23 protein-coding genes are annotated in these 23,733 nt (G+C 59.4%); 20 read left to right on the plus strand and 3 right to left on the minus strand.

Features of this window, described 5'->3' with window-relative positions; genetic code table 11:
* Positions 1-16 precede the first annotated feature (16 nt).
* The 5 genes from cyoB (at position 17) to FHW76_RS08660 (ending at position 4,420) form a co-directional block, all read left to right on the plus strand.
* A complete protein-coding gene (gene cyoB, locus FHW76_RS08640; protein ID WP_012542690.1) occupies positions 17-2,008 on the plus strand; it encodes a cytochrome o ubiquinol oxidase subunit I in 1,992 nt (663 codons plus the stop codon).
* Positions 1,998-2,609, plus strand: a complete 612-nt coding sequence (locus FHW76_RS08645; protein WP_002891635.1) for a cytochrome o ubiquinol oxidase subunit III — start codon at positions 1,998-2,000, stop codon at positions 2,607-2,609. Before cyoB ends, FHW76_RS08645 begins: the two co-directional genes overlap by 11 nt.
* Entirely contained in the window at positions 2,609-2,938 is a 330-nt protein-coding gene (locus tag FHW76_RS08650) for a cytochrome o ubiquinol oxidase subunit IV (protein ID WP_002891634.1), read from the plus strand. The genes FHW76_RS08645 and FHW76_RS08650 overlap by 1 nt, the downstream gene beginning before the upstream one ends.
* Positions 2,939-2,949: 11 nt before the next feature.
* Positions 2,950-3,837, plus strand: a complete 888-nt coding sequence (cyoE, locus tag FHW76_RS08655; protein ID WP_002891629.1) for a heme o synthase — start codon at positions 2,950-2,952, stop codon at positions 3,835-3,837.
* A 250-nt stretch (positions 3,838-4,087) separates the two neighbouring features.
* Complete coding sequence (locus FHW76_RS08660; protein WP_004177255.1) at positions 4,088-4,420, plus strand: hypothetical protein; 333 nt, start codon at positions 4,088-4,090, stop codon at positions 4,418-4,420.
* Between the two features lie 36 nt (positions 4,421-4,456).
* Here the strand turns inward: FHW76_RS08660 and FHW76_RS08665 are convergent, their stop codons facing one another.
* Positions 4,457-5,215 carry an IclR family transcriptional regulator C-terminal domain-containing protein gene (locus tag FHW76_RS08665; protein ID WP_004177256.1) on the minus strand — a complete coding sequence of 253 codons (759 nt, stop codon included), beginning with the start codon at positions 5,213-5,215 and terminating at the stop codon, positions 4,457-4,459.
* Positions 5,216-5,367: 152 nt separating this feature from the next.
* Here FHW76_RS08665 and FHW76_RS08670 point away from each other — a divergent pair, with 152 nt between their 5' ends.
* The 8 genes from FHW76_RS08670 (at position 5,368) to FHW76_RS08705 (ending at position 15,183) form a co-directional block, all read left to right on the plus strand.
* Positions 5,368-6,189: a shikimate dehydrogenase gene (locus tag FHW76_RS08670; protein WP_012542692.1), complete on the plus strand. Its 822-nt coding sequence runs from the start codon at positions 5,368-5,370 to the stop codon at positions 6,187-6,189.
* Complete coding sequence (locus FHW76_RS08675; RefSeq protein ID WP_183476551.1) at positions 6,186-7,862, plus strand: FAD-dependent oxidoreductase; 1,677 nt, start codon at positions 6,186-6,188, stop codon at positions 7,860-7,862. Before FHW76_RS08670 ends, FHW76_RS08675 begins: the two co-directional genes overlap by 4 nt.
* A 13-nt stretch (positions 7,863-7,875) precedes the next feature.
* The gene (locus tag FHW76_RS08680) at positions 7,876-8,196 is read left to right on the plus strand and encodes an NIPSNAP family protein (protein WP_183476553.1); all 321 of its coding nucleotides are present in this window, start codon (positions 7,876-7,878) and stop codon (positions 8,194-8,196) included.
* 10 nt (positions 8,197-8,206) lie between these two features.
* Entirely contained in the window at positions 8,207-9,898 is a 1,692-nt protein-coding gene (locus FHW76_RS08685) for an FAD-dependent oxidoreductase (RefSeq protein WP_183476555.1), read from the plus strand.
* Positions 9,899-9,957: 59 nt separating this feature from the next.
* Positions 9,958-10,776, plus strand: coding sequence for a sugar phosphate isomerase/epimerase (locus tag FHW76_RS08690; RefSeq protein ID WP_008805390.1), 819 nt, complete (start codon positions 9,958-9,960; stop codon positions 10,774-10,776).
* Between the two features lie 10 nt (positions 10,777-10,786).
* Positions 10,787-12,151 carry an aromatic acid/H+ symport family MFS transporter gene (locus FHW76_RS08695; RefSeq protein WP_012542695.1) on the plus strand — a complete coding sequence of 455 codons (1,365 nt, stop codon included), beginning with the start codon at positions 10,787-10,789 and terminating at the stop codon, positions 12,149-12,151.
* Positions 12,152-12,480: 329 nt separating this feature from the next.
* Positions 12,481-13,659 (plus strand): Gfo/Idh/MocA family protein, encoded by a 1,179-nt coding sequence (locus FHW76_RS08700; protein WP_008805388.1) that lies wholly within the window; start codon positions 12,481-12,483, stop codon positions 13,657-13,659.
* A gap of 159 nt (positions 13,660-13,818) precedes the next feature.
* Positions 13,819-15,183, plus strand: coding sequence for an MFS transporter (locus FHW76_RS08705; protein WP_012542696.1), 1,365 nt, complete (start codon positions 13,819-13,821; stop codon positions 15,181-15,183).
* A 42-nt stretch (positions 15,184-15,225) separates the two neighbouring features.
* Here FHW76_RS08705 and FHW76_RS08710 read toward each other — a convergent pair whose 3' ends face one another.
* Positions 15,226-15,717: a YajQ family cyclic di-GMP-binding protein gene (locus FHW76_RS08710; protein ID WP_002891465.1), complete on the minus strand. Its 492-nt coding sequence runs from the start codon at positions 15,715-15,717 to the stop codon at positions 15,226-15,228.
* Positions 15,718-15,934: 217 nt separating this feature from the next.
* Between FHW76_RS08710 and panE the strand changes: the two genes are divergently transcribed.
* The 3 genes from panE to FHW76_RS08725 are packed head-to-tail and all read left to right on the plus strand — an operon-like array spanning position 15,935 to position 17,929.
* Positions 15,935-16,846, plus strand: coding sequence for a 2-dehydropantoate 2-reductase (gene panE / locus FHW76_RS08715; RefSeq protein WP_008805385.1), 912 nt, complete (start codon positions 15,935-15,937; stop codon positions 16,844-16,846).
* Positions 16,809-17,402: a protein deglycase YajL gene (yajL, locus tag FHW76_RS08720; RefSeq protein ID WP_008805384.1), complete on the plus strand. Its 594-nt coding sequence runs from the start codon at positions 16,809-16,811 to the stop codon at positions 17,400-17,402. The genes panE and yajL overlap by 38 nt, the downstream gene beginning before the upstream one ends.
* Positions 17,403-17,452: 50 nt before the next feature.
* On the plus strand, positions 17,453-17,929 hold the full coding sequence (locus FHW76_RS08725) for an SRPBCC family protein (RefSeq protein WP_008805383.1): 477 nt from the start codon (positions 17,453-17,455) through the stop codon (positions 17,927-17,929).
* 69 nt (positions 17,930-17,998) lie between these two features.
* Here FHW76_RS08725 and thiI read toward each other — a convergent pair whose 3' ends face one another.
* The gene (thiI, locus tag FHW76_RS08730) at positions 17,999-19,447 is read right to left on the minus strand and encodes a tRNA uracil 4-sulfurtransferase ThiI (protein WP_008805382.1); all 1,449 of its coding nucleotides are present in this window, start codon (positions 19,445-19,447) and stop codon (positions 17,999-18,001) included.
* Between the two features lie 181 nt (positions 19,448-19,628).
* Here thiI and xseB point away from each other — a divergent pair, with 181 nt between their 5' ends.
* Genes xseB through FHW76_RS08750 form a run of 4 tightly spaced genes read left to right on the plus strand, consistent with a single transcriptional unit; the run spans position 19,629 to position 23,688 of the window.
* On the plus strand, positions 19,629-19,871 hold the full coding sequence (xseB, locus tag FHW76_RS08735; protein ID WP_002891398.1) for an exodeoxyribonuclease VII small subunit: 243 nt from the start codon (positions 19,629-19,631) through the stop codon (positions 19,869-19,871).
* Position 19,872: 1 nt separating this feature from the next.
* Positions 19,873-20,772 carry a (2E,6E)-farnesyl diphosphate synthase gene (gene ispA / locus FHW76_RS08740; protein ID WP_040973555.1) on the plus strand — a complete coding sequence of 300 codons (900 nt, stop codon included), beginning with the start codon at positions 19,873-19,875 and terminating at the stop codon, positions 20,770-20,772.
* Positions 20,773-20,790: 18 nt separating this feature from the next.
* Positions 20,791-22,653, plus strand: coding sequence for a 1-deoxy-D-xylulose-5-phosphate synthase (gene dxs / locus FHW76_RS08745; RefSeq protein WP_008805380.1), 1,863 nt, complete (start codon positions 20,791-20,793; stop codon positions 22,651-22,653).
* A gap of 60 nt (positions 22,654-22,713) precedes the next feature.
* On the plus strand, positions 22,714-23,688 hold the full coding sequence (locus FHW76_RS08750) for an aldo/keto reductase (RefSeq protein ID WP_183476557.1): 975 nt from the start codon (positions 22,714-22,716) through the stop codon (positions 23,686-23,688).
* Positions 23,689-23,733: the final 45 nt, after the last annotated feature.

The raw sequence follows: 23,733 nt of genomic DNA on the forward strand, positions 1-23,733 counted from the left end.
GCCGAGGAAGAAAACGATGTTCGGAAAACTTACACTGGATGCAGTGCCCTACCACGAACCCATTATCGTGGTTACGGTGGCTGCGATTATCATTGGGGGACTGGCGCTTCTGGCTGCCATCACTTACTTCGGTAAGTGGTCCTACCTGTGGAACGAGTGGCTGACTTCTGTCGACCACAAACGTCTCGGTATCATGTACGTTATCGTGGCAATCGTCATGCTGCTGCGTGGCTTTGCTGATGCCGTTATGATGCGTAGCCAGCAGGTGCTGGCCTCGGCCGGGGAAGCAGGCTTCCTGCCGCCTCATCACTACGATCAGATCTTTACCGCCCACGGCGTTATCATGATCTTCTTCGTGGCGATGCCGTTCGTTATCGGTCTGATGAACCTGGTGGTTCCGCTTCAGCTCGGCGCGCGCGACGTGGCCTTCCCGTTCCTCAACAACCTGAGCTTCTGGTTCACCGTTGTGGGCGTGATTCTGGTTAACCTGTCTCTGGGCGTCGGTGAGTTCGCGCAGACCGGTTGGCTGGCCTATCCGCCGCTGTCGGGAATTGAATACAGTCCTGGCGTAGGGGTCGATTACTGGATTTGGGCGCTGCAGCTCTCCGGTATCGGTACTACCCTGACCGGTATTAACTTCTTCGTGACCATTATCAAGATGCGCGCCCCGGGCATGACCATGTTCAAGATGCCGGTATTCTCCTGGGCATCTCTGTGCGCTAACATCCTGATTATCGCCTCTTTCCCAATTCTGACCGTCACCATCGCGCTGCTGACCCTGGATCGTTACCTGGGCACCCATTTCTTTACCAACGATATGGGTGGCAACATGATGATGTACATCAACCTGATTTGGGCCTGGGGTCACCCGGAAGTGTACATCCTGGTTCTGCCGGTGTTCGGGGTCTTCTCCGAAATCGCCGCGACCTTCTCGCGTAAGCGTCTGTTCGGTTACACCTCTCTGGTGTGGGCAACCGTCTGTATTACCGTTCTGTCGTTCATCGTTTGGCTGCACCACTTCTTCACCATGGGTGCTGGCGCGAACGTAAACGCCTTCTTCGGTATTACTACCATGATTATCGCGATCCCGACCGGGGTTAAGATCTTCAACTGGCTGTTCACCATGTATCAGGGTCGCATCGTCTTCAACTCAGCGATGATGTGGACTATCGGCTTTATCGTGACCTTCTCCGTCGGTGGGATGACTGGCGTGCTGCTGGCGGTACCGGGCGCGGACTTCGTTCTGCATAACAGCCTGTTCCTGATCGCGCACTTCCATAACGTTATCATCGGCGGCGTAGTATTCGGTTGCTTCGCAGGTCTGACCTACTGGTGGCCGAAAGCCTTTGGCTTCACCCTGAACGAAACCTGGGGCAAACGCGCTTTCTGGTTCTGGATCATCGGCTTCTTCGTGGCGTTTATGCCGCTGTACGTGCTGGGCTTCATGGGTATGACCCGTCGTCTGAGCCAGCAGATCGATCCGCAGTTCCACCCGATGCTGGTTGTTGCAGCTTGCGGTGCAGCGCTGATCGCCTGCGGTATCCTGTGCCAGCTGATTCAGTTCTACGTGTCTATTCGCGACCGCGATCAGAACCGTGACCTGACCGGTGACCCATGGGGTGGTCGTACGCTGGAGTGGGCAACCTCTTCTCCACCGCCGTTCTATAACTTCGCTATCGTTCCTCAGGTTCACGAGCGTGATGCCTTCTGGGAAATGAAAGAGAAAGGTGAAGCGTACAAACAGCCTGCTCACTATGAAGAAATTCATATGCCGAAAAACAGCGGCGCCGGCATCGTCATTGCCGCCTTCGCTACGGTATTTGGTTTCGCCATGATCTGGCATATCTGGTGGATGGCGATTGCCAGCTTCATCGGCATCGTAGCGACCTGGATTATTAAGAGCTTTGACGAGGACGTGGATTACTACGTACCGGTTGCAGAAGTCGAAAAACTGGAAAAACAGCATTTCGATGAGATTAACAAAGCAGGGCTGAAAAATGGCAACTGATACTCTTGCGCATACTGCCCACGCGCATGAACACGGGCACCATGATACAGGACCGATGAAGGTATTCGGTTTCTGGATCTACCTGATGAGCGACTGCATCATCTTCGCTACGCTGTTTGCTACCTATGCCGTTCTGGTGAACGGCACAGCCGGCGGACCGACGGGCAAAGATATTTTCGAACTGCCGTTCGTTCTGGTTGAAACCGCACTGCTGCTGTTCAGCTCCATCACCTACGGCATGGCGGCTATCGCCATGTACAAAAACAACAAGAGCCAGGTGGTTTCCTGGCTGGCGTTGACCTGGTTGTTTGGCGCTGGCTTTATCGGGATGGAAATCTATGAATTCCATCACCTGATCATGGAAGGCTTCGGTCCGGATCGTAGCGGTTTCCTGTCGGCGTTCTTCGCGCTGGTCGGCACCCACGGTCTGCACGTGACCTCTGGCCTTATCTGGATGGCGGTGCTGATGTTCCAGGTTTCACGTCGTGGCCTGACTAGCACTAACCGCACGCGTATCCTGTGCCTGAGCCTGTTCTGGCACTTCCTGGACGTCGTGTGGATCTGCGTGTTCTCGGTTGTCTATCTGATGGGGGCGATGTAATGAGTCATTCTACCGATCATAGCGGCGCTTCTCACGGCAGCGTGAAGAGCTACATGACAGGATTTATCCTGTCCATCATCCTGACGGTCATTCCGTTCGCCATGGTAATGAGTGGCTCCGCCTCGCATGCGGTTATCCTTGGCACCATTCTGGTGACCGCTGTGGTGCAGATCGTGGTACACCTCGTGTACTTCCTGCATATGAACAGCAAGTCCGATGAAGGCTGGAACCTGACCGCATTTATCTTCACCGTAATCATCATTGCGATCGTGGTTGTCGGCTCCATCTGGATTATGTGGAACCTGAACTACAACATGATGATGCACTAAGAGCGGCGAGTATGTTTAAGCAATACCTGCAAGTAACGAAACCAGGCATTATTTTTGGCAACCTGATCTCCGTGATCGGCGGTTTCCTGTTGGCCTCCAAAGGCCACATCGACTATCCGCTGTTCGTCTGGACGCTCCTTGGAGTATCCCTGGTGGTCGCCTCGGGTTGTGTATTCAACAACTACATCGACCGGGACATCGATCGTAAGATGGAACGGACGAAAAACCGGGTGCTGGTCAAAGGGCTGATCTCGCCAGAAGCTTCGCTGGTGTACGCCACCTTGCTGGGTATTGCTGGCTTCATGCTGCTGTGGTTCGGCGCAAATCCGCTGGCCTGCTGGCTGGGGGTGATGGGGTTCGTGGTTTATGTCGGCGTCTACAGCCTGTACATGAAACGCCACTCCGTCTATGGCACGCTGATTGGCTCACTCTCCGGCGCCGCGCCGCCGGTGATTGGCTACTGCGCGGTCACCGGTGATTTCGACAGCGGTGCGGCGATCCTGCTGGCTATCTTTAGCCTGTGGCAGATGCCTCACTCCTACGCCATCGCGATTTTCCGCTTTAAGGATTATCAGGCGGCGAACATTCCGGTGCTGCCGGTGGTGAAAGGCATTTCGGTCGCCAAAAACCATATTACGCTGTACATCGTTGCCTTTGCCGTGGCGACCCTGATGCTCTCGCTGGGCGGCTACGCCGGGTATAAATACCTGGTCGTGGCGGCAGCGGTCAGCGTCTGGTGGCTGGGCATGGCGCTGCGTGGCTATAAAGTGGCCGATGATAAAGTCTGGGCGCGTAAGCTGTTCGTCTTTTCCATCGTCGCCATCACCGCGCTGTCCGTGATGATGTCCGTTGACTTTATGGTGCCGGATTCACATAGCCTGCTGGCTTACGTGAGATAATCTCCCACTCCAGTGCGATATAAAGCCCCGTTTTTACGGGGCTTTTTCTTTTCTGCTTCCTCACCGCTTTCTTTCTCATTTCATACTCCCCTCCCCTCTTCCGGCCGTTTACGCTGCTCTCCTGCCAAAAAATGAGGAAAAAATGAGCTAATACACAGCGGACCTGACTCGCGCTGTGCACGACAGCAGTGCTACCTTTTGCACCGGGTTTACCCACCCATTTGGAAAATCATTACTACAAGGAATTGCAATGAAAGAGTTAACACTAAACGAAATGGAGTACATCTCCGGTGGCTTTAACCTGTTCGGCGCGGCCAGCGGCTTCGCCAGCTTTGTTGCCAACTCGGGCGTCGGCTTCACCTCTTTTGTTCTCACCTCCGGCAGCGCGTTTGCCTCCTTCGTCGGCGACAGCGCGATGGCGTTTGGTTCCTTCCTGACCGGGCAGTCAAACTGGGAAACCTTTGTGACCACTGGTAGCGAAAACTGGGGAAACTTTGTCCTCACCGCTGGCAAAAACTGGAACATCTTCGTAGATAACGCCGCCAGCAACTGGAACAGCTTCCTGAACAACGCGTCGGCGTAAGCAACATCTTTGAGGGCAGCGCATCTGCTGCCCTGTTTAGCTCACCAGCATCGCCTGCGCGCTGTAGAGCAGATCGAGATGGTCGTGACATAACGCTTCCAGCGATGTGCGCGATTGATGGCTGGTCAGACTCAGCGCGCCCCACCAGGTTCCTTCCCTGTCAGTTAACGGCACCGCCAGCACCAGCATGCCAATCTCAAACTCCTGTTCAATGGTGGCATAACCCTGGCGCCGCACCTGGGCGATTTTCTCCATCAGCAACGCGACGTCGGTCACCGTATAGGGCGTGCGTTGTTCCCGGGTAATACGCTGCAGAACCGCCTCGCACTCAGCTTCCGGCAGCGAAGCCAGCCATAACCGTCCCCCGGCGGTACAGAAGATGGGCACCCGCTCCCCAAGCCGAACCGACGTGGAGTTAAACGGCGTATGCCGGCTGCGGGCGATATAGACCAGCTCATCTTCATCCACCACCCCTACCGAGGCGTGCTCCTCGGTCCGGCTGGCGATGTATTCGACAATCGGCCGCACCATGCGGGGAAACTGCGCCGAATCGACGTAGGCCTGACCAAGCCGCAGCGTCTTCGGGGTAAGCCAGTAATAACGCCCATCGGTTTGCAGATAGCGCTCATGCAGCAGCGTCAGCAGAAAACGCCGCGCGGCGCTTTGCGTCAGGCCGCTCATTTTCGCCGCCTGGGCGACGGTGAGTTTTGGGCAGGTTTTGGAAAAAAGCTGGATTAACGCCAGCCCTTTTTGTAAACCGACGATCAGATCGCGTGGATGAATAGTGTTTTGCATATTCGCTCACATTTTTGCAACATCATTATCGATTTCCTGCGATTATCGCAGCGATCGTGCGATTAACAACCGACATGTCCGAATTCTGCGTTGTCGCTCCCAGCTTCCACTGAAATACTTTCACAACATTCATTTAACAAATGAGGTTTGAAATGGTCAGTGGAACTACCCAGGTTGTCGCCGTGATTGGTCATCCGATCGCCCAGGTCAAATCACCGGATAACTTCAACCGCTACTTTGCTGAACAGCACATGGACAGCGTCATGATCCCGGTGGATATCGCCCCGGACGCGGTAGTCGACTACCTCAACGCTCTGCGTGGCTGGCAGAACATGACCGGCGTGCTGGTGACGGTGCCGCATAAGCAGCGCGCCGCCGCGCTGGTCGACGAGCTCACCCCCCGCGCCCGCCGACTCAACGCCATCAATGTGATCCGCAAATTGGCGGATGGCCGTTTGCAGGGCGATATGCTGGACGGCGTCGGCTTTCAACTCGCCGCCGAGGCGCAGGGTTTTCAGCCGGCAGGTAAGCAGGCGCTGCTCTCCGGCTGCGGCGGCGTCGGCAGCGCCATCGCCTGGGGACTGTGCGAGGCGGGGATCCGTCAGCTGGCCCTGCACGATCAAAACCCGACCACCCGGCAACGCCTGCATGACCTTCTGGCTGAGGCCTTCCCGGCGGTACAACTGAGCGCGCTGCCGGACACCCTTCACGGCGTCGATCTATTGGTTAATGGCTCGCCGGCCGGCATGGCCGGATTTGATGAGCTGCCCCTGCCGCAGGCGCTGCTGGATACGCTCGACAGCGCCACCCACGTGGCTGATGTTGTCACCGCCCCGGTGATGACGCCGTTGCTCACTTTCGCCGCCGCCCGCGGCTGCCGGGTGCAGACCGGGCCGGAAATGGCGCTGGCGCAGATGACGCTGATGGGCCAGTTTATCGGCGCCATCCCGCCGGCGCAGGGAGCGGCAGCATGAAGAGCTGGGATGTGATCGTCATCGGCAGCGGCGCCGCTGGCTTTGCCGCCGCGGTCACCGCCAGCTGCAAAGGGCTGTCGGTGCTGATGCTGGAGAAAGCCGGCCAGTTCGGCGGCACCTCGGCTATCTCCGGTGGCGCCGTGTGGCTGCACGATACCGATCAGGCGCGTGCGGCGGGTAAAAGCGGCAGCGCCGAGGCGATGAAAACCTACCTGCGGACCATTATCGGCGAGAGCCAGTACCGTGAAGATCTCGCCGAAGCGTTTGTTAGCGCCGGGCGTGAGGCGCTGGCCTTTCTCGAGCGCGAGGGGGCGGTGAAATATAGCCTGCGCCCGCTCTCCCCTGATTACTATCCGGATGAACCCGGCGCGGTCGACGTCGGTCGTGCGCTGGAGGTGGTGGAGTATGACGGTCGTGAACTGGGGGACGCGTTTCGCGACCTGCGTTCACCGCCGCCGGGGATGTTGCTGTTTGGCGGGATGATGGTCAACCGCGTCGACATTCAACATTTTCTCGACATGCGGCGCTCGCTACGCTCCCTGGCCCATTGCACCCGGCTGCTGCTGCGCTACGCCCGCGACCGGGTGAAGTACCCTCGCGGCACCCGCCTGGCGATGGGCAATGCGCTGATTGCCCGCATGGCGACAACGGCGCTGCGTAAAGGCATGAACCTGCGGCTGAATGTCAATGTTCTGGCGCTGTGCGAAACGCAAGGCGCGGTCCACGGGGTGGAGATTGAGTATCAGGGGCAAAGAGAGACGCTGCACGCCCGCCGCGGGGTGGTGCTGGCCGCAGGCGGCTTTGCCGCGGGCGCGCTGGCGGCGCGCTATCGGCCACACACCCGCGAACACTTCACCATGTCGCCGCCGGCCAACGATGGCGCCGCGCTGCATCTCGCGGCGGCGCTTAACGCTCGCGAGGGAGCCGATCAGGCCTCCAACTTTTTCTGGGCGCCAGTATCGGTGCTGACCCGGGCCGACGGCAGCGAGGAGCGCTTCCCCCATCTGGTAACCGACCGGGCCAAACCGGGCGTGATTGCCGTCAATCAGCGGGCGGTACGCTTCGTCAACGAGTCTAACTCCTATCACCATTTCGCCAGCGCGATGCAGCGCGCTACGGAAAATGCCCCCTGCTTTTTACTCTGCGACGCCCAGGCGATGAAGCGTTACGGCCTCGGGCTGGCACGCCCGGCGCCGGTCAATAATGACGCCCTGATCGCCGCCGGCTATCTGTACAAAGCCGACACCCTGGAGACGCTGGCGCAACAGCTTGGTCTGGATGCCCAAACGCTGAGCGAGACGGTTGCCCGCTACAACCGCGACGCCGCGCAGGGCGTGGATCGGGAATTTGCTAAAGGCGGCAACAGCTATAACCGGGCGATGGGCGATCCGGGTCATCAGCCTGACGCCTGTAACGCCCCCCTGCTCAGCGCGCCGTTCTATGCCATCAAACTCTATACCGGCGATCTGGGGACGTCGCGGGGCCTGGTCACCACCGCCGATGCACAGGTCGTCAACGTGGAAGGAAAACCCATCGCGGGGCTGTACGCGGTGGGAAATGACATGGATTCGCTGATGGCCGGCACCTACCCGGGTCCCGGCATCACCCTCGGCCCGGGGCTGACGTTTGGCTACCTCGCCGCCTGCCATCTGGCACAACACTCCCCCCACTAATCAGGAAAACATCATGATCTACGAAAAACGCACGTACACCATCAATCCGTTGAAAATGGCCGACTGGCTGGCGCTGTACCAAAGCGATGCCCTGGCGGTGCAGACCGACCATCTCGGCAAACTGATCGGTTTCTTTTTTACCGAGATCGGCGTGGTCAATCAGGTGGTGCACATCTGGGCTTATGAAAGCCTGGACGATCGCCTGTTGCGCCGCGCGCGAATGGCGCAGGACGAACGCTGGCAGACCTTTTCGCGGAAAAATCGCGAACTGGCCGCCGTTGAACGCCTGGAGTCGGTGCTGATGCGCCCCACCGCTTTTTCACCATTGCAGTAAGGAGTCCATCATGAGCAGGCCTGTGAAGGTGGATGTGCTGGTGGTCGGCTCCGGCGCGGCGGGACTCTCTGCCGCGGTCACCGCGGCCATGCACGGCGCCAGCGTCATGGTGGCGGAGAAAGCGTCAGTACTCGGCGGGACCAGCGCCTGGTCCGGCGGCTGGCTGTGGATCCCCCGCAACCCGCTGGCGCGGGCGGAGGGCATCGACGAAGCGGCTGACGCCCCGCTGACCTATCTGCAGCATGAGATGGGGGGCGAAGCCGCCGACGTTCGCCTGCAGACCTTCCTGCGCCACGGGCCGGAGATGGTGGATTTTTTTCATCACAGGACGGCAGTGCAGTTTCTCTCAGGCAGTGCCATGCCGGACTTTCACGCGTCGCCGGGTGCGGCGAGCGGTGGGCGGTCGGTCACCGCTCAGCCCTACGATGGCCGTCAGCTCGGCGACTGGCTCCACCGACTGCGTCCGCCGCTGGAGACCATCAGCCTTGCAGGGATGGGCATCGCCGGCGGCGCGGATATGGCGCATTTTTTCAATGCCACCCGCTCGCCGCGCTCCGCGCTGTATGCCGTCCGCCGCCTGCTGCGCCACGGCTGGCAGCGGCTGCGCGCCGGACGAGGGCAGCATCTGGTCAATGGCAATGCGCTGGTCGCCCGTCTGCTGCGATCCGCCCTCGACGCCGGGGTGCGCTTTCAGCTCAATGCCCCGGTGGTCCGGCTGCTGCAGGGTCCGCAGGGTGTGTCCGGCGCGGTGCTGCGCAGCGACAGCGGGGAAATTCACGTCGAAGCAGGGGCCGTGGTGCTGGCCTGCGGCGGTTTTCCCCACGATCGGCAGCGGCTGGCGCAGGTGGTGCCCCACGCGGCGGAGGGTTACGGCCATTTTTCCGCCGCACCGCCGGACAATCAGGGCGAGGGGATCAGGCTTGGCGAATCCGTCGGCGGCCAGTTCGACACCCGCCTGCGCCACCCGCTGGCCTGGGCGCCGGTGTCCCGCGTCACCCTGGCCAGCGGTCAGCAGCTGATGTTTCCCCACCTGGTGGAACGCGCCAAGCCTGGGGTGATCGCTGTCCTGCCCAGCGGCAAACGCTTTGTTAACGAGGCCGACTCTTATCATGATTTTATCGCCGCCCTGCTGGCGGCCACCCCCGCGGGCGACACACCGCAGGCCTGGCTGCTGGCCGATCGTCGCGCGCTGCGTCGCTACGGTCTGGGTCATGCCAGACCGTTCCCGTTCACCCCCACCGCCTGGCTGCGTACCGGTTACCTGCTGCGGGGAAACACGCTGGGGGAGCTGGCGAAGCAGTGCGCCATCGACGCCAATGCGCTGGCGGAATCCGTTGAACGCTTTAACCACTTCGCCAGCACTGGCGAAGACGTCGATTTTCACCGCGGGGCATCAGCCTATAACCGCGCTCAGGGTGACCATCAGGTGACGCTCGGACCGCTGCGCGAAGGGCCGTTCTACGCGGTGCGCATTCTGCCCGGCTCGCTGGGCACCTTCAGCGGACTGCAAACCGACGAACACGCCCAGGTGCTGGATGGACAGCAGCAGCCGATACCGGGCCTGTTCGCCATCGGCAACGACATGTCGAGCGTGATGCGCGGCTATTACCCCAGCGGAGGGATAACCCTCGGACCCGCCATGACCTTCGGCTATCTGGTGGGCAAAAATCTGGCGGCAAACGTAATAAAAACAAAGCAATAAACGACCAGGGACGGCAATACCCATAACTATCTTCACCTGCAACTGTACCGGAGCCCTTTATGAACATGCGTACCCTATCGCTCGCCGCGCTGACCCTGCTCGATGTCCCTCCCCCCGAACAGGTGCGGATAGCGGCCAGAACCGGTTTTACCCACGTTGGTCTGCGGCTGCTCCCCGCCACACCGGCCGACCCGGACTACGACATGCTGGGCGATACCCCCGCCGTCCGCGCGACGCTGTCTGCGCTGATGGAAACCGGCATCCGCGTCTCAGACGTGGAGATCGTCCGCCTGACCCCCGGGTTTACCCTCGACGATCGGCTGCAGCGGTTTATGGAGACTGCGGCGCGTCTTGGCGCCGGACAGGTGTTAGTCGCCGGCAATGATGACAACCTTCAGCGCAGCGCCGACAACCTGGCTATCCTCGCCGCGGCCGGTCGCCCCTATGGGCTGACCATGAACCTTGAGCCGATGCCCTGGACCCAACTGCGCACTATCGCCGATGCGCAGGCGATGATCGCCGCCAGCGGGCGGGAGGATATCGGCATCCTGGTGGACGCCCTTCATTTCTGGCGCGCGGGAGAATCGCTCGCCGCCCTCTCCAGCCTGCCCGCGCATCATCTCAACTATATGCAGCTCTGCGATGGCGCGGCGCAGAGGCCGGAGAGCGAACAGGAACTCATCCGCCAGGCCCGCTCGGCGCGCAACGTGCCAGGGGAAGGCGGTCTGGATCTGCACGGTCTAATGTCGGCCCTGCCAGCAACGCTGCCGGTCTCCCTCGAAGTGCCGCTCGACGGCGAGCAGGGCGCCTTGCCGCCGCTCCAGCGGGCGCAATTACTGTTCAATGCCGCGCAGCCCTACCTGCGCTCCTGCGCATAAGGAATACGCTATGACACAGACTCAACGCCTGGATGTCAGAGAGTTAATAAACCGTAACCCGCTGAGCCGCTTTCAAAAGCAGATCATTTTTCTCGGTTTTTGCGTTATCGCTCTCGATGGTTTTGATATCGCGATCATGGGGTTTATCGCCCCGACGCTAAAGCTGGAATGGGGGGTAAGCAACCACCAGCTAGGCGTGGTGATCAGCGCCGCGCTGATCGGCCTCGCGCTGGGCGCGATTTTCTCTGGCCCGCTCGCCGACTGGCTGGGGCGCAAGAAAATCATTATCAATAGCGTCTTTTTCTTCGGCTTCTGGACCATCGCCACCGCCTTCTCGCACAACATTGAACAGATGATGTTTTTCCGCTTTATGACCGGCCTGGGGTTGGGCGCCGCGATGCCGAACATCGGGACGCTGGTGTCGGAGTACGCTCCGGAACGCCAGCGTTCATTTATTATTACCGTCATCTTTTGCGGCTTCACCTTCGGCGCGGCGGCAGGAGGATTCTCAGCATCGTGGCTGATCCCGCAGTTTGGCTGGCACTCGCTGATGGCGCTCGGCGGCATTCTGCCGCTGCTGTTTGCCCCGCTGCTTATCTGGCTGCTGCCGGAGTCGGTTCGTTTTCTGGTGATCAAACAAGCGCCCGCCGCACGCATTCGCGCCATTCTTAACCGTCTCTATCCCGGACAAATCAGCGACAACGTGACGTTTACCCTGCCGGCGCAGCCGGCGGCCGGCAACGCGATGCGCATTGTGCTCTCCCGCCAGTACGGCTTCGGCTCACTGATGCTATGGCTGGTCTACTTTATGGGGCTGTTCCTGGTCTATATCCTCGGTAGCTGGCTGCCAACGCTGGTTAAAGCGGTGGGAATGACCGTTAGCCAGGCGGCCATCATGACAGCGATCTACCAGGCGGGCGGCACCCTCGGCTCGCTGTTTGCCGGCTGGCTGATGGACAGGATCAACCCTCATCGCGCGCTGGGGATGATCTACGCCGTTGGCGGCCTGTTCACCATGGCGATGGGCTACGCCGCGGGCAGCTTTGCCTTGCTCTGTATGCTGGCGTTTATCAGCGGCGCCTGTCTGAACGGCGCGAATACCGGTATGAACGCCCTCTCCGCCCGCTACTATCCTACGCAGGCGCGGGCGACGGGATCCAGCTGGATGCATGGCGTCGGGCGCATCGGCGCCATTCTTAGCGCCTTTGCCGGTGCCGAGATGATGGCGCTCAACCTGCCCTTTGAAAGCGTCTTTTTGATCCTCGGTATCCCGGCAGCCCTCACCGTCGCAGGTCTGGCGGCGAAAGGCATCTTTGCGGCCGGTAATCCTCCCGCCGCTTCACCTTCCCCCGCGTCTGTGCGTGGAGCGTCATAGCGGCATCGGCTCCCCGGTGCAATCTGCGGATTGCACCGGCTCAGCGGCTAAAAAGAAAATTTATTTCATATTTGGTCGCAACGAAAAACACCCGCAAGAATCTGCTCTGCTCCGGGAGGCGATAAGCCCTCGCTCATCTTTTCAACGCAGCCCAAAAGAAACTTTCGCTAATTCGATCCCCCTCGCATATATGGAAAATAAATTCCACAACACAATTGAAACAGAACAAACATTTCCTTAAGTTAAGGTCAGTCTATCCGGATGCGCGTTGCCGCAGGCGTCGGCATTGAGCGCCTCAGAGTGCGAATGATTTCAAAAAGGAGAGCACCATGTTAAACGGCCTGAAACCCTTATCCCGCTCCCTGCGTTGGGGCATGGTCGGCGGCGGGGGAACCAGTCAAATCGGCTACAGCCACCGCTGTGCGGCGCTGCGTGACAATGTTTATACCCTGCTGGCCGGCGCGCTTGACGTCGATGCCGAGCGCGGACGCGCGTTCGGCGAGCAACTGGGCATCGCGCCGGAGCGCTGCTACGCCGACTATCAGACCCTGTTTCGTGAAGAGGCGCAGCGCCCTGACGGCATCGAGGTCGTCTCGGTCACCACCCCGAACAATACCCATTTCGCCATCACCAAAGCGGCGCTGGAAGCGGGCCTCCACGTCATCTGTGAAAAGCCCCTCTGCTTTAGCGCCGAAGAAGCACGCGAGCTGGTGGACCTGAGCAAAAAACAGAACAAAATCGTCGGCGTCACCTACGGCTATGCCGGCTATCAGATGATCCAGCAGGCGCGGCAGATGATTGCCGATGGACTGCTCGGCGAGATCCGCATCGTCAATATGCAGTTCGCCCACGGCTTTCATAACCAGGCCGTCGAGCTGCAGGCTGAATCCACCCGCTGGCGCGTGACGCCGAAGTTTGCCGGGCCCAGCTATGTGTTGGGCGATCTGGCCACCCATCCGCTGTTTGTCGCCGAAACCATGGCGCCGCAGCTCAATATCAAACGGCTGATGTGCTCCCGCCAGAGCTTTGTCCCCTCCCGCGCGCCGCTGGAAGATAACGCCTTTGTCCTGATGGAATATGACAACGGCGCGGTTGGCTCGATGTGGACCAGCGCGGTCAACAGCGGCGCCATGCACTCGCAAAAAGTGCGTATCGTCGGTGAAAAAGCGAGTATCGAATGGTGGGATGAGCATCCTAACCAGCTCAGCTATGAGGTGCAGGGCGAGCCGGCGCGGATTCTTGAGCGCGGGATGCCCTACCTGTCGCCGAACGCGCTGGCGGATGACCGCATCGGCGGCGGCCATCCGGAAGGGCTATTCGAAGCCTGGGCCAACCTCTATCGCCGCTATGCGCAGGCGATTGACGCCACGGACCGTGACGATCGCGCTTTCCTGCAAGACTTCTGGTATCCGGACGTTGAAGCCGGGCTGCACGGCGTCTATTGGGTCGAACAGTGCGTCAAATCGGCTGACGCTGGCAGCCAGTGGGTTGACTTTACTTTACCTTAATTTTTCCCCTCGCCAGTGGAGTCCCCCTCCACTGGTTTATTGATTTTTACCAACTTGTCTCATCGCGCAACAGCCCCGTAATATCTGTTAAACAAACATTTATTTACGCTTCTTACCCCCCGCCGCTACACTAGGCGCAGTTTTTATATTGAGGTGGTAATGAACGATAACAAAATGACGCCAGGGGAACTGCGCGCGACCTGGGGTTTGGGGACGGTATTCTCCCTGCGCATGCTTGGCATGTTTATGGTCCTGCCGGTTCTGACCACGTATGGCATGGCGTTGCAGGGCGCCAGTGAAGCGCTGATTGGCCTGGCGATCGGTATCTACGGCCTGGCGCAGGCGATTTTCCAAATCCCCTTCGGACTGTTATCTGACCGTATTGGCCGTAAGCCGCTGATCGTCGGCGGCCTGCTCATCTTTGTACTCGGCAGCGTCATCGCCGCGCTCACCGACTCTATCTGGGGCATCATTCTTGGCCGCGCCCTGCAGGGCTCCGGCGCCATCGCCGCCGCGGTCATGGCTTTGCTATCCGATCTCACTCGCGAACAGAACCGCACCAAAGCGATGGCCTTTATCGGCGTCAGCTTTGGCGTCACCTTCGCCATCGCCATGGTGCTGGGGCCGATTGTCACCCACCAGCTGGGTCTGCACGCGCTGTTCTGGATGATCGCCATTCTGGCGACCATCGGCATCCTGCTCACCCTGTGGGTGGTGCCCAACAGCCATAACCACGTGCTCAACCGCGAATCCGGGATGGTGAAGGGCTGCTTTAGCAAAGTACTGGTGGAACCACGCCTGCTGAAGCTCAACTTTGGCATCATGTGCCTGCACATCATGCTGATGTCGACCTTTGTCGCGCTGCCCGGCCAACTGGAGGCTGCTGGCTTTCCGGCCGCCGAGCACTGGAAGATTTACCTGGTCACCATGGTTATCTCGTTCATCTCGGTGGTGCCGTTTATCATCTATGCCGAAGTGAAGCGCAAAATGAAGCGCGTCTTCCTGCTCTGCGTCGCCATCCTGCTGATTGCGGAAATTGTCCTCTGGGGCGCTGGAGGCTACTTCTGGGAACTGGTGGCGGGCGTCCAGCTCTTCTTCCTGGCGTTTAACCTGCTGGAAGCGCTGCTGCCATCGTTAATTAGCAAGGAGTCGCCGGCGGGCTATAAAGGCACCGCAATGGGCGTCTACTCCACCAGCCAGTTCCTCGGCGTGGCGATTGGCGGCGCGCTTGGCGGCTGGGTCGATGGTTTCTTTGATTCGCAAACCGTGTTCTTGCTGGGCGCCCTGCTGGCAATGCTGTGGCTGCTGGTGGCCAGTACCATGAGCGAGCCGCCGTACGTCAGCAGCCTGCGGGTGGAGGTGCCGGATGGCGTGGTGGTCGACAGCGCGCTACAGACGCGTCTGCTGAACGCCAACGGGGTTCATCAGGCGCTGGTGGTACCTGAGGAGCGCTCGGTGTATATCAAAATCGACAGCAAGGTCACCAACCGCTTCGAGATCGAGCAGCTCATCAAAGGGGTATAAAAAAAGCGGGGAATTCCCCGCTTTTTGCTGTCTGCCGCCGCGTTAGTCGCGGAAGTTTTTGAACTGGAACGGCTGCCCCAGATCGCCGCCGCGCACCAGCGCCATCACCGACTGCAGATCGTCGCGGGACTTACCGGTCACGCGGATCTCTTCGCCCTGAATCTGCGCCTGCACTTTCAGCTTGCTGTCTTTGATCAGTTTGACGATCTTCTTCTGCACCGCGCTTTCAATGCCCTGCTTCAGCTTCGCTTCAACAAACCAGGTTTTACCGCTGTGCACGATATCTTCCGGCACGTCGAGGGAGGTACCTTCAATGCCGCGCTTAAGCAGCTTAGCGCGCAGGATATCCAGCAGCTGGTTCACCTGGAAGTCAGACTCACTCAGCACCTTAATGGTTTTGTTGGCGTCGTTTAATTCAAAAGTGGCTTCAACGCCACGAAAATCAAAACGCGACTCGACTTCGCGGCTCGCGTTGTCCACCGCGTTACGGGCTTCCTGAAGATCAACTTCAGAGACAATATCGAAAGATGGCATCTTTTCCTCTCCTTCCGTTTCTTTTGCGTTGCATAATACCTGCAACGCGGCATAACTCAACTTGTTATCCCGGAAGCTTAGCTGATTACGCAACGCTCGCGCTATTTCCCCGTGCTGCCCGACGACGCCGAATCCCCCTTTCCGTCCGACAATGCGAAAAGCGACGAGATAGACTTTAGCCATCAGCGCCTGGGGTAGCGGCAGATGAGGAGGAACAATGAAAGTAACCGTACTGGGATGCGGTGCACTGGGACAACTATGGCTGACCGCGTTGTGCAAACAGGGACATGAAGTCCAGGGCTGGCTACGCGTACCGCAGCCATTCTGTAGCGTCAATGTCATTGAAACCGACGGCTCGGTGTTCAACGAATCACTGACGGCCAACGACCCCGATTTTCTCGCCAGCAGCGAGCTGCTGATCGTCACCTTAAAGGCCTGGCAGGTGTCGAATGCGGTGAAGCACCTGGCCGGGATCCTGCCGGTCACTACGCCAATTGTGCTGGTGCATAACGGCATGGGCACCGTCGAGGAGCTGCGCGGCGTGAAACAGCCTTTACTGCTGGCCTCCACCACCCAGGCAGCGCGTCGCGACGGGAATGTGATCATCCACGTCGCCCAGGGCACCACCCATATCGGTCCGGCGAAAAGCTACGAGGAGGACTACAGCTATCTCGCGGAAGTCCTGCAAAGCGTACTGCCGGATGTCGCCTGGCACAACCATATCTACTCGGCCACCTGGCGCAAGCTGGCGGTAAACTGCGTCATTAATCCTCTGACCGCCCTCAAAGGATGTAAAAACGGCGATCTGCGCCACTATCCGCAGGAGGTTGCCGCCATTTGCCAGGAAGTGGCGGCGGTGATGGAGCGCGAAGGTATTCATACCTCGGCGGAAAACCTGCTATTTTATGTCGAACAGGTGATTGAAAGTACGGCAGAAAATATCTCATCCATGCTGCAGGACATCCGCGCCCAGCGGCACACGGAGATCGACTATATCACCGGTTTTCTGCTCAACCGCGCCCGCGCCCACGGCGTTGCCGTACCGGAAAACGCCCGCTTATTTGAATTGATCAAGCGTAAGGAGAATGAATATGAGCGCGTCGGCACTGATTTGCCTCGCCCCTGGTAGCGAAGAGACCGAAGCGGTCACCACTATCGACCTGCTGGTCCGCGGCGGAGTGAAGGTAACCACCGCCAGCGTCGCCAGCGACGGCGGCCTGACCATCGTCTGCTCGCGCGGCGTCAAACTGCTGGCGGATGCGCCGCTGGTCGAGGTGGCCGATGGTGATTTCGATATCATCGTCCTCCCGGGCGGCATCAAGGGCGCAGAGTGCTTCCGCGACAGCCCGCTATTGGTGGAAACCGTCCGACAGTTCCACCTCTCAGGCCGCATTGTGGCCGCCATCTGCGCCGCCCCGGCGACCGTGCTGGTGCCCCATCAGCTGTTCCCGATCGGTAACATGACCGGTTTTCCGGCGCTGAAGGAACATATCCCCGCCGATCAGTGGCAGGATAAACGGGTGGTCTGGGATCCACGGGTGAATCTGTTAACCAGCCAGGGACCGGGGACATCGATTGATTTCGCCCTGAAAATGATTGACCTGTTGGTGGGTCGCGAGAAAGCGTATGAGGTCGCCTCGCAGCTGGTAATGGCCGCCGGCATCTATAATTACTACGAAGCCTGATAGCCGGTCCGCGCCGCGGACTGGCTCCCCTTTTCCTGAGGAGTCGTAGCATGTCCCGTAGCGCAACCGATTCTCGCGATCTTGTCATCAGCCGCCTGCTCAGCGCGCCAGCCTCTGCCCTGTGGCGCGCGTGGGCCGACCCGGCATTACTCAAAACCTGGTGGTGCCCGAAGCCCTGGTCTACTGAGGTGCTGGCCTTTGATTTTCGCTCTGGCGGGGCTTTTCATACCGTGATGCACGGCCCTGACGGTGAACGCAGCGATAATCCCGGCTGTTTTCTTGCGGTCATCCCGCAACAAAAAATCGTCATGACCTCGATGCTGACGGCGGATTATCGCCCTGCGGTTTCTCCCTTCGCCATGACGGCCATCATCACCTTTGCCGACGAAAAAGACGGATGTCGCTATACGGCCACGGTGCTGCATGCGGATGATGAAACTCGCGAGCAGCATGAGCAGATGGGATTTTTTGAGGGCTGGAATATCGTCATCGATCAGCTGAATGACCTGGCGATGACCCTGCGCTAATGCGCTGGCCCGGAGATGACAAAAGGCCTTCCATCGGGGAAGGCCTTTTTCAATATGGATGGCAACCCGTTACGGGCGATAAACTTTCACGTTGCTGAAGCCCTGCTCGCGCAGATAGAGCGCCTGCAGACGGCTCATCACCCCGCGCTCGCACCACAGCAGCCAGGTTTTGCTCTGATCAAGATCGCCAAATTTGGTGCTCAGCTTGTAGAACGGCAGCGAAACGACCTCAACGCCCTCGACCTTCAGCGGCTTGTCTTCCTGCTCGTCAATGGAGCGGATGTCAAGGATCGCGTCGTTAGCGCCAAAGCCGGTCACGGTTTCCACTTCAACCACGGCGGCTTCCGTCTGCTGGGCAATATCGCGAATGTCGATATTGCTCGCCTCTTCCACCACTTTATCGAGGATGCTGAAATCGAAGTGTTCTTCCTCCGCTTCAATCTTCGCCTTCACCGCCTTCACGGTCGGGCTCTTCGAGATCACGCCACAGTATTCCGGCATGGTGCGGGCGAAATCTTCCGTGCCGATCTCACGCGCCAGGTCGATGATGTGCTCTTTATCGTGCGAAATCAGCGGACGCAGGATCAGAGTATCGGAGACGTTGTCGATCAGGCGCAGGTTAGTGAGGGTCTGACTGGAAACCTGGCCCAGCGCTTCGCCGGTGACCAGCGCCTGCACGCCGTAGCGTTCCGCGACTTTTGACGCAGCGCGGACCATCATGCGCTTGAGCACGACACCCATCTGACCATCGTCCACTTTTTCAAGGATTTCGCCGACCACGGGCTCAAAGTTAATCGCCACAAAGCGAACGCGGTGCGAACTGCCGAAGCGGTTCCACAGGTAATGTGCGACCTGGCGAACGCCAATCTCGTGGGCGGCGCCGCCAAGGTTAAAGAAGCAGTAGTGCACGCGGCAGCCGCGGCGCATCAGCATATAGCTGGAAACGCCGGAGTCAAAGCCGCCGGAGATCAGCGACAGCACATCTTCCTGGGTGCCGATCGGGAAGCCGCCGATGCCTTCATAGCGGCCTTTCACCAGCAGCAGGCGATCGTTTTCAATCTCGAGATTGACGGTGACGTCCGGGTCGGTCAGCTTCACGCGCGCCGTTTCAATATGCTGATTCAGACCGCCGCCGACGTAGCGTTCCACCTCAATGGAGGTGAATTCATGTTTGCCGCGACGCTTCACACGCACGCAGAAGGTTTTGCCTTCCAGCGCCTCGCGCCACAGCGGCAGCGTCTTTTCAAAAATATCGTGCAGCGAGGTGAACGGTACGTCTTCGACTTCCAGAATATGGTGGATGCCGGGGATACGGGTCAGCGCATCGCGAATAGCCGGGCGCTGATTTTCATCTTTCGCGCGAACTTCGATATGATCCCAATGACGGACGACGGCCAGCGTCTCGTCATAGTTTTTGAGAACGTTACGAATGTTCCCGGTTAAGATTTTAATGAAGCGCAACCGCACAGATTGGCTTTTGATGGTGATTTCCGGGAACAATTTAATGATAAACTTCATGGCGACAATAGTTCGTTGGCAAGCCCGACGGGGCTATAAGCAAAAGTTGTAAAGCAGCGCACACCGGTGCCTGCATCCTGGGCGCGGAGTATATCACCATTGCGCGTTATTTGCTTACACGCGTGACTTCGTTACCATACCCGGTATTGCCGTCGCGACATAACAAGAGTCTACATTCACTATGCCAAAGAAAAATGAGGCCCCGGCCAGCTTTGAAACTGCTCTGGGCGAACTGGAGCAGATCGTTAACCGTCTGGAAAGCGGCGATTTGCCGTTAGAGGAAGCGCTAAGCGAATTTGAGCGCGGCGTACAGCTGGCGCGCCAGGGGCAAAGTCAGCTGCAGAAGGCCGAACAGCGCGTGCAGATCCTGCTGGCGGATAGTGAAGATTCCCCGACCACGCCTTTTACGCCGGACGCTGAATAAAATGGATTTCCCGCAACAATTGCAGGCCTGTGTGGAACAGGCTAATGGGGCATTGCGCCGTTTTATCGCGCCGCAGCCCTTTCAGAACACTCCGCTGGTGGAAGCGATGCATTATGGCGCACTCTTAGGCGGTAAACGCCTGCGCCCCTTCCTTGTCTATGCCACCGGCGCGATGTTCGGCGTCAGCCGCGCCACGCTCGATGCCCCCGCCGCGGCGGTCGAATGTATTCATGCTTATTCCCTGATGCATGATGATTTGCCGGCGATGGATGATGACGATCTGCGTCGCGGACTGCCGACCTGTCATATTAAATTTGGCGAAGCCAACGCAATTCTTGCGGGAGATGCCCTGCAAACGCTGGCGTTCTCTATACTGAGTGATGCGCCGATGGCCGACGTCTCTGATCGGGACCGGCTGGCGATGGTCTCCGAACTGGCGCAGGCCAGCGGCGTGGCGGGTATGTGCGGCGGCCAGGCGCTGGATCTGGAGGCGGAAGGACAGCAGGTGGATCTGCAGGCGCTGGAGCGTATCCATCGCCACAAAACGGGGGCGTTGATCCGCGCCGCCGTCCGGATGGGGGCGCTGAGCGCTGGCGAACGCGGCCGCGCTGCCCTGCCCGCGCTGGATCGCTATGCGGAAAATATCGGTCTTGCCTTCCAGGTCCAGGATGACATTCTCGACGTGGTAGGGGATACTGCGACCCTTGGCAAACGTCAGGGTGCCGACCAGCAATTGGGTAAAAGCACCTATCCCGCCCTCCTGGGTCTTGAGCAAGCCCGGAAGAAAGCGCACGACCTGATCGCTGATGCCCGCCGGTCGTTAGATGAGCTGGCCGCACAATCTCTGGATACTTCGGCACTGGAAGCGCTCGCGAATTACATTATTCAGCGCGATAAATAAACAATAAATGAGTCTCTGATGAGTTTTGATATTGCCAAATACCCGACCCTGGCGCTGGTAGATTCCACCCAGGAGTTGCGCCTGTTGCCAAAAGAGAGCCTGCCGAAGCTGTGTGATGAGCTGCGGCGCTATCTGCTGGACAGCGTCAGCCGCTCCAGCGGTCACTTTGCCTCTGGCCTCGGCACGGTGGAACTGACCGTGGCGCTGCACTACGTGTATAACACGCCGTTCGATCGCCTGATCTGGGACGTCGGCCATCAGGCCTACCCGCATAAAATTCTGACCGGCCGCCGGGACAAAATCGGCACCATTCGCCAGAAAGGCGGCCTGCACCCCTTCCCGTGGCGCGGTGAAAGCGAGTATGACGTGCTGAGCGTCGGCCACTCCTCGACCTCCATTTCAGCCGGTATCGGGGTGGCTATCGCCGCCGCGAAAGAGGATAAGCAGCGGCGCGCAGTGTGCGTGATTGGCGACGGGGCGATCACCGCCGGCATGGCGTTTGAAGCGATGAACCACGCCGGGGATATCAAACCCGACCTGCTGGTCGTGCTGAATGACAATGAAATGTCGATTTCCGAGAACGTTGGCGCGCTGAACAATCATCTGGCGCAGCTGCTCTCCGGCAAGCTCTACTCCACCCTGCGCGAAGGGGGTAAAAAGGTCTTCTCCGGGGTGCCGCCGATTAAAGAGCTGCTTAAACGAACCGAAGAACATATCAAAGGGATGGTGGTGCCGGGCACGCTGTTTGAAGAGCTGGGCTTTAACTACATCGGGCCGGTCGATGGCCACGATGTGCTCGGTCTGGTCAGCACGCTGAAGAACATGCGCGACCTGAAAGGCCCGCAGTTCCTGCATATTATGACCAAAAAGGGCCGCGGCTATGAGCCTGCCGAGAAAGACCCGATCACCTTCCATGCGGTGCCAAAATTCGACCATACCAGCGGCGTACTGCCCAAAAGCAGCGGCGGTCTCCCTTCCTACTCGAAAATCTTCGGCGACTGGCTGTGCGAAACGGCGGCCAAAGACAGCAAGCTGATGGCGATCACGCCGGCGATGCGCGAAGGTTCAGGGATGGTGGAGTTTTCGAAGAAATTCCCCGATCAGTACTTTGACGTCGCCATTGCCGAGCAGCATGCGGTCACCTTCGCCGCCGGGCTGGCGATTGGCGACTACAAGCCGGTGGTGGCGATCTACTCCACCTTCCTGCAGCGAGCCTACGATCAGGTGATCCACGATGTGGCTATCCAGAAGCTGCCGGTGCTGTTTGCTATCGACCGCGCCGGGATTGTCGGCGCAGACGGCCAGACGCATCAGGGAGCGTTCGATCTCTCCTTCCTGCGCTGTATTCCGGATATGGTGGTGATGACCCCGAGCGATGAAAATGAATGTCGCCAGATGCTGCATACCGGCTACCATTACAGCGACGGCCCCTGCGCCGTGCGCTATCCGCGCGGTAGCGGCACCGGCGCGACGCTCGAGCCGCTGGCATCGCTGCCGATCGGCAAAGGGATGGTGAAACGTCAGGGCGAGAAAATAGCGATCCTCAACTTTGGCACCCTGCTGCCGGAAGCCGCGGCGGTAGCGGATAAACTCAACGCGACCCTCGTGGATATGCGCTTTGTGAAGCCGCTGGATACGGCGCTGATCCTGCAGCTGGCCGGCGAACACGACGCGCTGGTGACGCTGGAAGAGAACGCCATCATGGGCGGCGCCGGCAGCGGCGTGAACGAAGTGCTGATGGCCCATCGCCGGGCGGTACCGGTGCTCAATATTGGCCTGCCGGATTATTTTATTCCTCAGGGCACTCAGGAAGAGATCCGCGCCGACCTCGGCCTTGATGCCGCCGGTATTGAAGCCAAAATCCGCGACTGGCTGGCATAATTGCCCCTTCCGCTCCTGCTATGCTTAAGGGATACCCTTGATGAATAGCAGGAGCGCACTATGCACTATATCCCCCTCGGTGATACTGCCTTACGGGTTTCCCGACTCTGCCTCGGCTGCATGACCTTCGGCGAGCCGGACCGCGGCAGACACGCCTGGACGCTTCCGGAAGAGAGCAGCCGCCCGCTTATCCAGCACGCTATTGAAGGCGGCATCAACTTCTTCGATACCGCAAACAGCTACTCCGACGGCAGCAGTGAAGAGATCGTTGGCCGCGCCCTGCGCGACTTTGCCCGCCGTGATGAGGTGGTTGTCGCCACCAAAGTGTATCACCAGGTCGGCGATCTGGCGGAAGGGCTTTCCCGGGCGCAGATCCTGCGCTCCATCGACGACAGCCTGCGCCGTCTTGGGATGGACTATGTCGACCTGCTGCAGATCCACCGCTGGGACTATACCACCCCGATTGAAGAGACCCTCGAAGCGCTGGACGAGGTGGTGAAAGCCGGCAAAGCGCGCTATATCGGCGCCTCGTCCATGCATGCCCGACAGTTTGCCCAGGCGCTGACGCTCCAGCAGCAGAACGGCTGGGCGCGCTTTGTCACCATGCAGGATCACTACAATCTGATTTACCGGGAAGAAGAGAATGAGATGCTGCCACTGTGTCAGCACAACGGCGTGGCGGTGATCCCGTGGAGCCCGCTGGCGCGCGGCAGACTGACCCGCCCCTGGGGAGAGACCACCGCCCGGCTGGTTTCGGATGAGTTCGGCAAAACGCTGTACAGCGCCAGCGAAGAAAACGACGCGCAGATCGCCGGGAATCTCGCGGACGTGGCGGAAGAACTCGACGCCAGCCGCGCCCAGGTCGCCCTCGCCTGGCTGTTAAGTAAATCTGGCGTTGCCGCGCCGATTATCGGTCCCTCGCGTCAGGAACAGCTCGACGACCTGCTGCAGGCGGTGGATTTGACGCTTTCTCCGGAACAGATCGACAAGCTGGAGGCGCCGTATCAGCCGCATCCGGTGGTGGGATTTAAGTAACAGGTGTGGTTTCCCCGGCAGCATGATGCTACCGGGGAGAGACGA

The organism is Klebsiella sp. RC2, from assembly GCF_014192815.1.
Taxonomy (GTDB): Bacteria; Pseudomonadota; Gammaproteobacteria; order Enterobacterales; family Enterobacteriaceae; genus Klebsiella; species Klebsiella variicola.

What these genes read in the sequence shown, in the direction of transcription:
- panE (WP_008805385.1), top strand. Translation starts at nt 15,935, where the DNA reads ATGAAAGTAACCGTACTGGGATGCGGTGCACTGGGACAACTATGGCTG.
- FHW76_RS08705 (WP_012542696.1), top strand. Translation starts at nt 13,819, where the DNA reads ATGAACGATAACAAAATGACGCCAGGGGAACTGCGCGCGACCTGGGGT.
- FHW76_RS08690 (WP_008805390.1), top strand. Translation starts at nt 9,958, where the DNA reads ATGAACATGCGTACCCTATCGCTCGCCGCGCTGACCCTGCTCGATGTC.
- FHW76_RS08725 (WP_008805383.1), top strand. Translation starts at nt 17,453, where the DNA reads ATGTCCCGTAGCGCAACCGATTCTCGCGATCTTGTCATCAGCCGCCTG.
- FHW76_RS08680 (WP_183476553.1), top strand. Translation starts at nt 7,876, where the DNA reads ATGATCTACGAAAAACGCACGTACACCATCAATCCGTTGAAAATGGCC.
- FHW76_RS08650 (WP_002891634.1), top strand. Translation starts at nt 2,609, where the DNA reads ATGAGTCATTCTACCGATCATAGCGGCGCTTCTCACGGCAGCGTGAAG.
- FHW76_RS08670 (WP_012542692.1), top strand. Translation starts at nt 5,368, where the DNA reads ATGGTCAGTGGAACTACCCAGGTTGTCGCCGTGATTGGTCATCCGATC.
- FHW76_RS08695 (WP_012542695.1), top strand. Translation starts at nt 10,787, where the DNA reads ATGACACAGACTCAACGCCTGGATGTCAGAGAGTTAATAAACCGTAAC.
- cyoB (WP_012542690.1), top strand. Translation starts at nt 17, where the DNA reads ATGTTCGGAAAACTTACACTGGATGCAGTGCCCTACCACGAACCCATT.
- FHW76_RS08675 (WP_183476551.1), top strand. Translation starts at nt 6,186, where the DNA reads ATGAAGAGCTGGGATGTGATCGTCATCGGCAGCGGCGCCGCTGGCTTT.
- FHW76_RS08685 (WP_183476555.1), top strand. Translation starts at nt 8,207, where the DNA reads ATGAGCAGGCCTGTGAAGGTGGATGTGCTGGTGGTCGGCTCCGGCGCG.
- thiI (WP_008805382.1), bottom strand. Translation starts at nt 19,447, where the DNA reads ATGAAGTTTATCATTAAATTGTTCCCGGAAATCACCATCAAAAGCCAA.
- ispA (WP_040973555.1), top strand. Translation starts at nt 19,873, where the DNA reads ATGGATTTCCCGCAACAATTGCAGGCCTGTGTGGAACAGGCTAATGGG.
- FHW76_RS08700 (WP_008805388.1), top strand. Translation starts at nt 12,481, where the DNA reads ATGTTAAACGGCCTGAAACCCTTATCCCGCTCCCTGCGTTGGGGCATG.
- FHW76_RS08710 (WP_002891465.1), bottom strand. Translation starts at nt 15,717, where the DNA reads ATGCCATCTTTCGATATTGTCTCTGAAGTTGATCTTCAGGAAGCCCGT.
- FHW76_RS08660 (WP_004177255.1), top strand. Translation starts at nt 4,088, where the DNA reads ATGAAAGAGTTAACACTAAACGAAATGGAGTACATCTCCGGTGGCTTT.
- yajL (WP_008805384.1), top strand. Translation starts at nt 16,809, where the DNA reads ATGAGCGCGTCGGCACTGATTTGCCTCGCCCCTGGTAGCGAAGAGACC.
- FHW76_RS08645 (WP_002891635.1), top strand. Translation starts at nt 1,998, where the DNA reads ATGGCAACTGATACTCTTGCGCATACTGCCCACGCGCATGAACACGGG.
- FHW76_RS08750 (WP_183476557.1), top strand. Translation starts at nt 22,714, where the DNA reads ATGCACTATATCCCCCTCGGTGATACTGCCTTACGGGTTTCCCGACTC.
- xseB (WP_002891398.1), top strand. Translation starts at nt 19,629, where the DNA reads ATGCCAAAGAAAAATGAGGCCCCGGCCAGCTTTGAAACTGCTCTGGGC.
- dxs (WP_008805380.1), top strand. Translation starts at nt 20,791, where the DNA reads ATGAGTTTTGATATTGCCAAATACCCGACCCTGGCGCTGGTAGATTCC.
- FHW76_RS08665 (WP_004177256.1), bottom strand. Translation starts at nt 5,215, where the DNA reads ATGCAAAACACTATTCATCCACGCGATCTGATCGTCGGTTTACAAAAA.
- cyoE (WP_002891629.1), top strand. Translation starts at nt 2,950, where the DNA reads ATGTTTAAGCAATACCTGCAAGTAACGAAACCAGGCATTATTTTTGGC.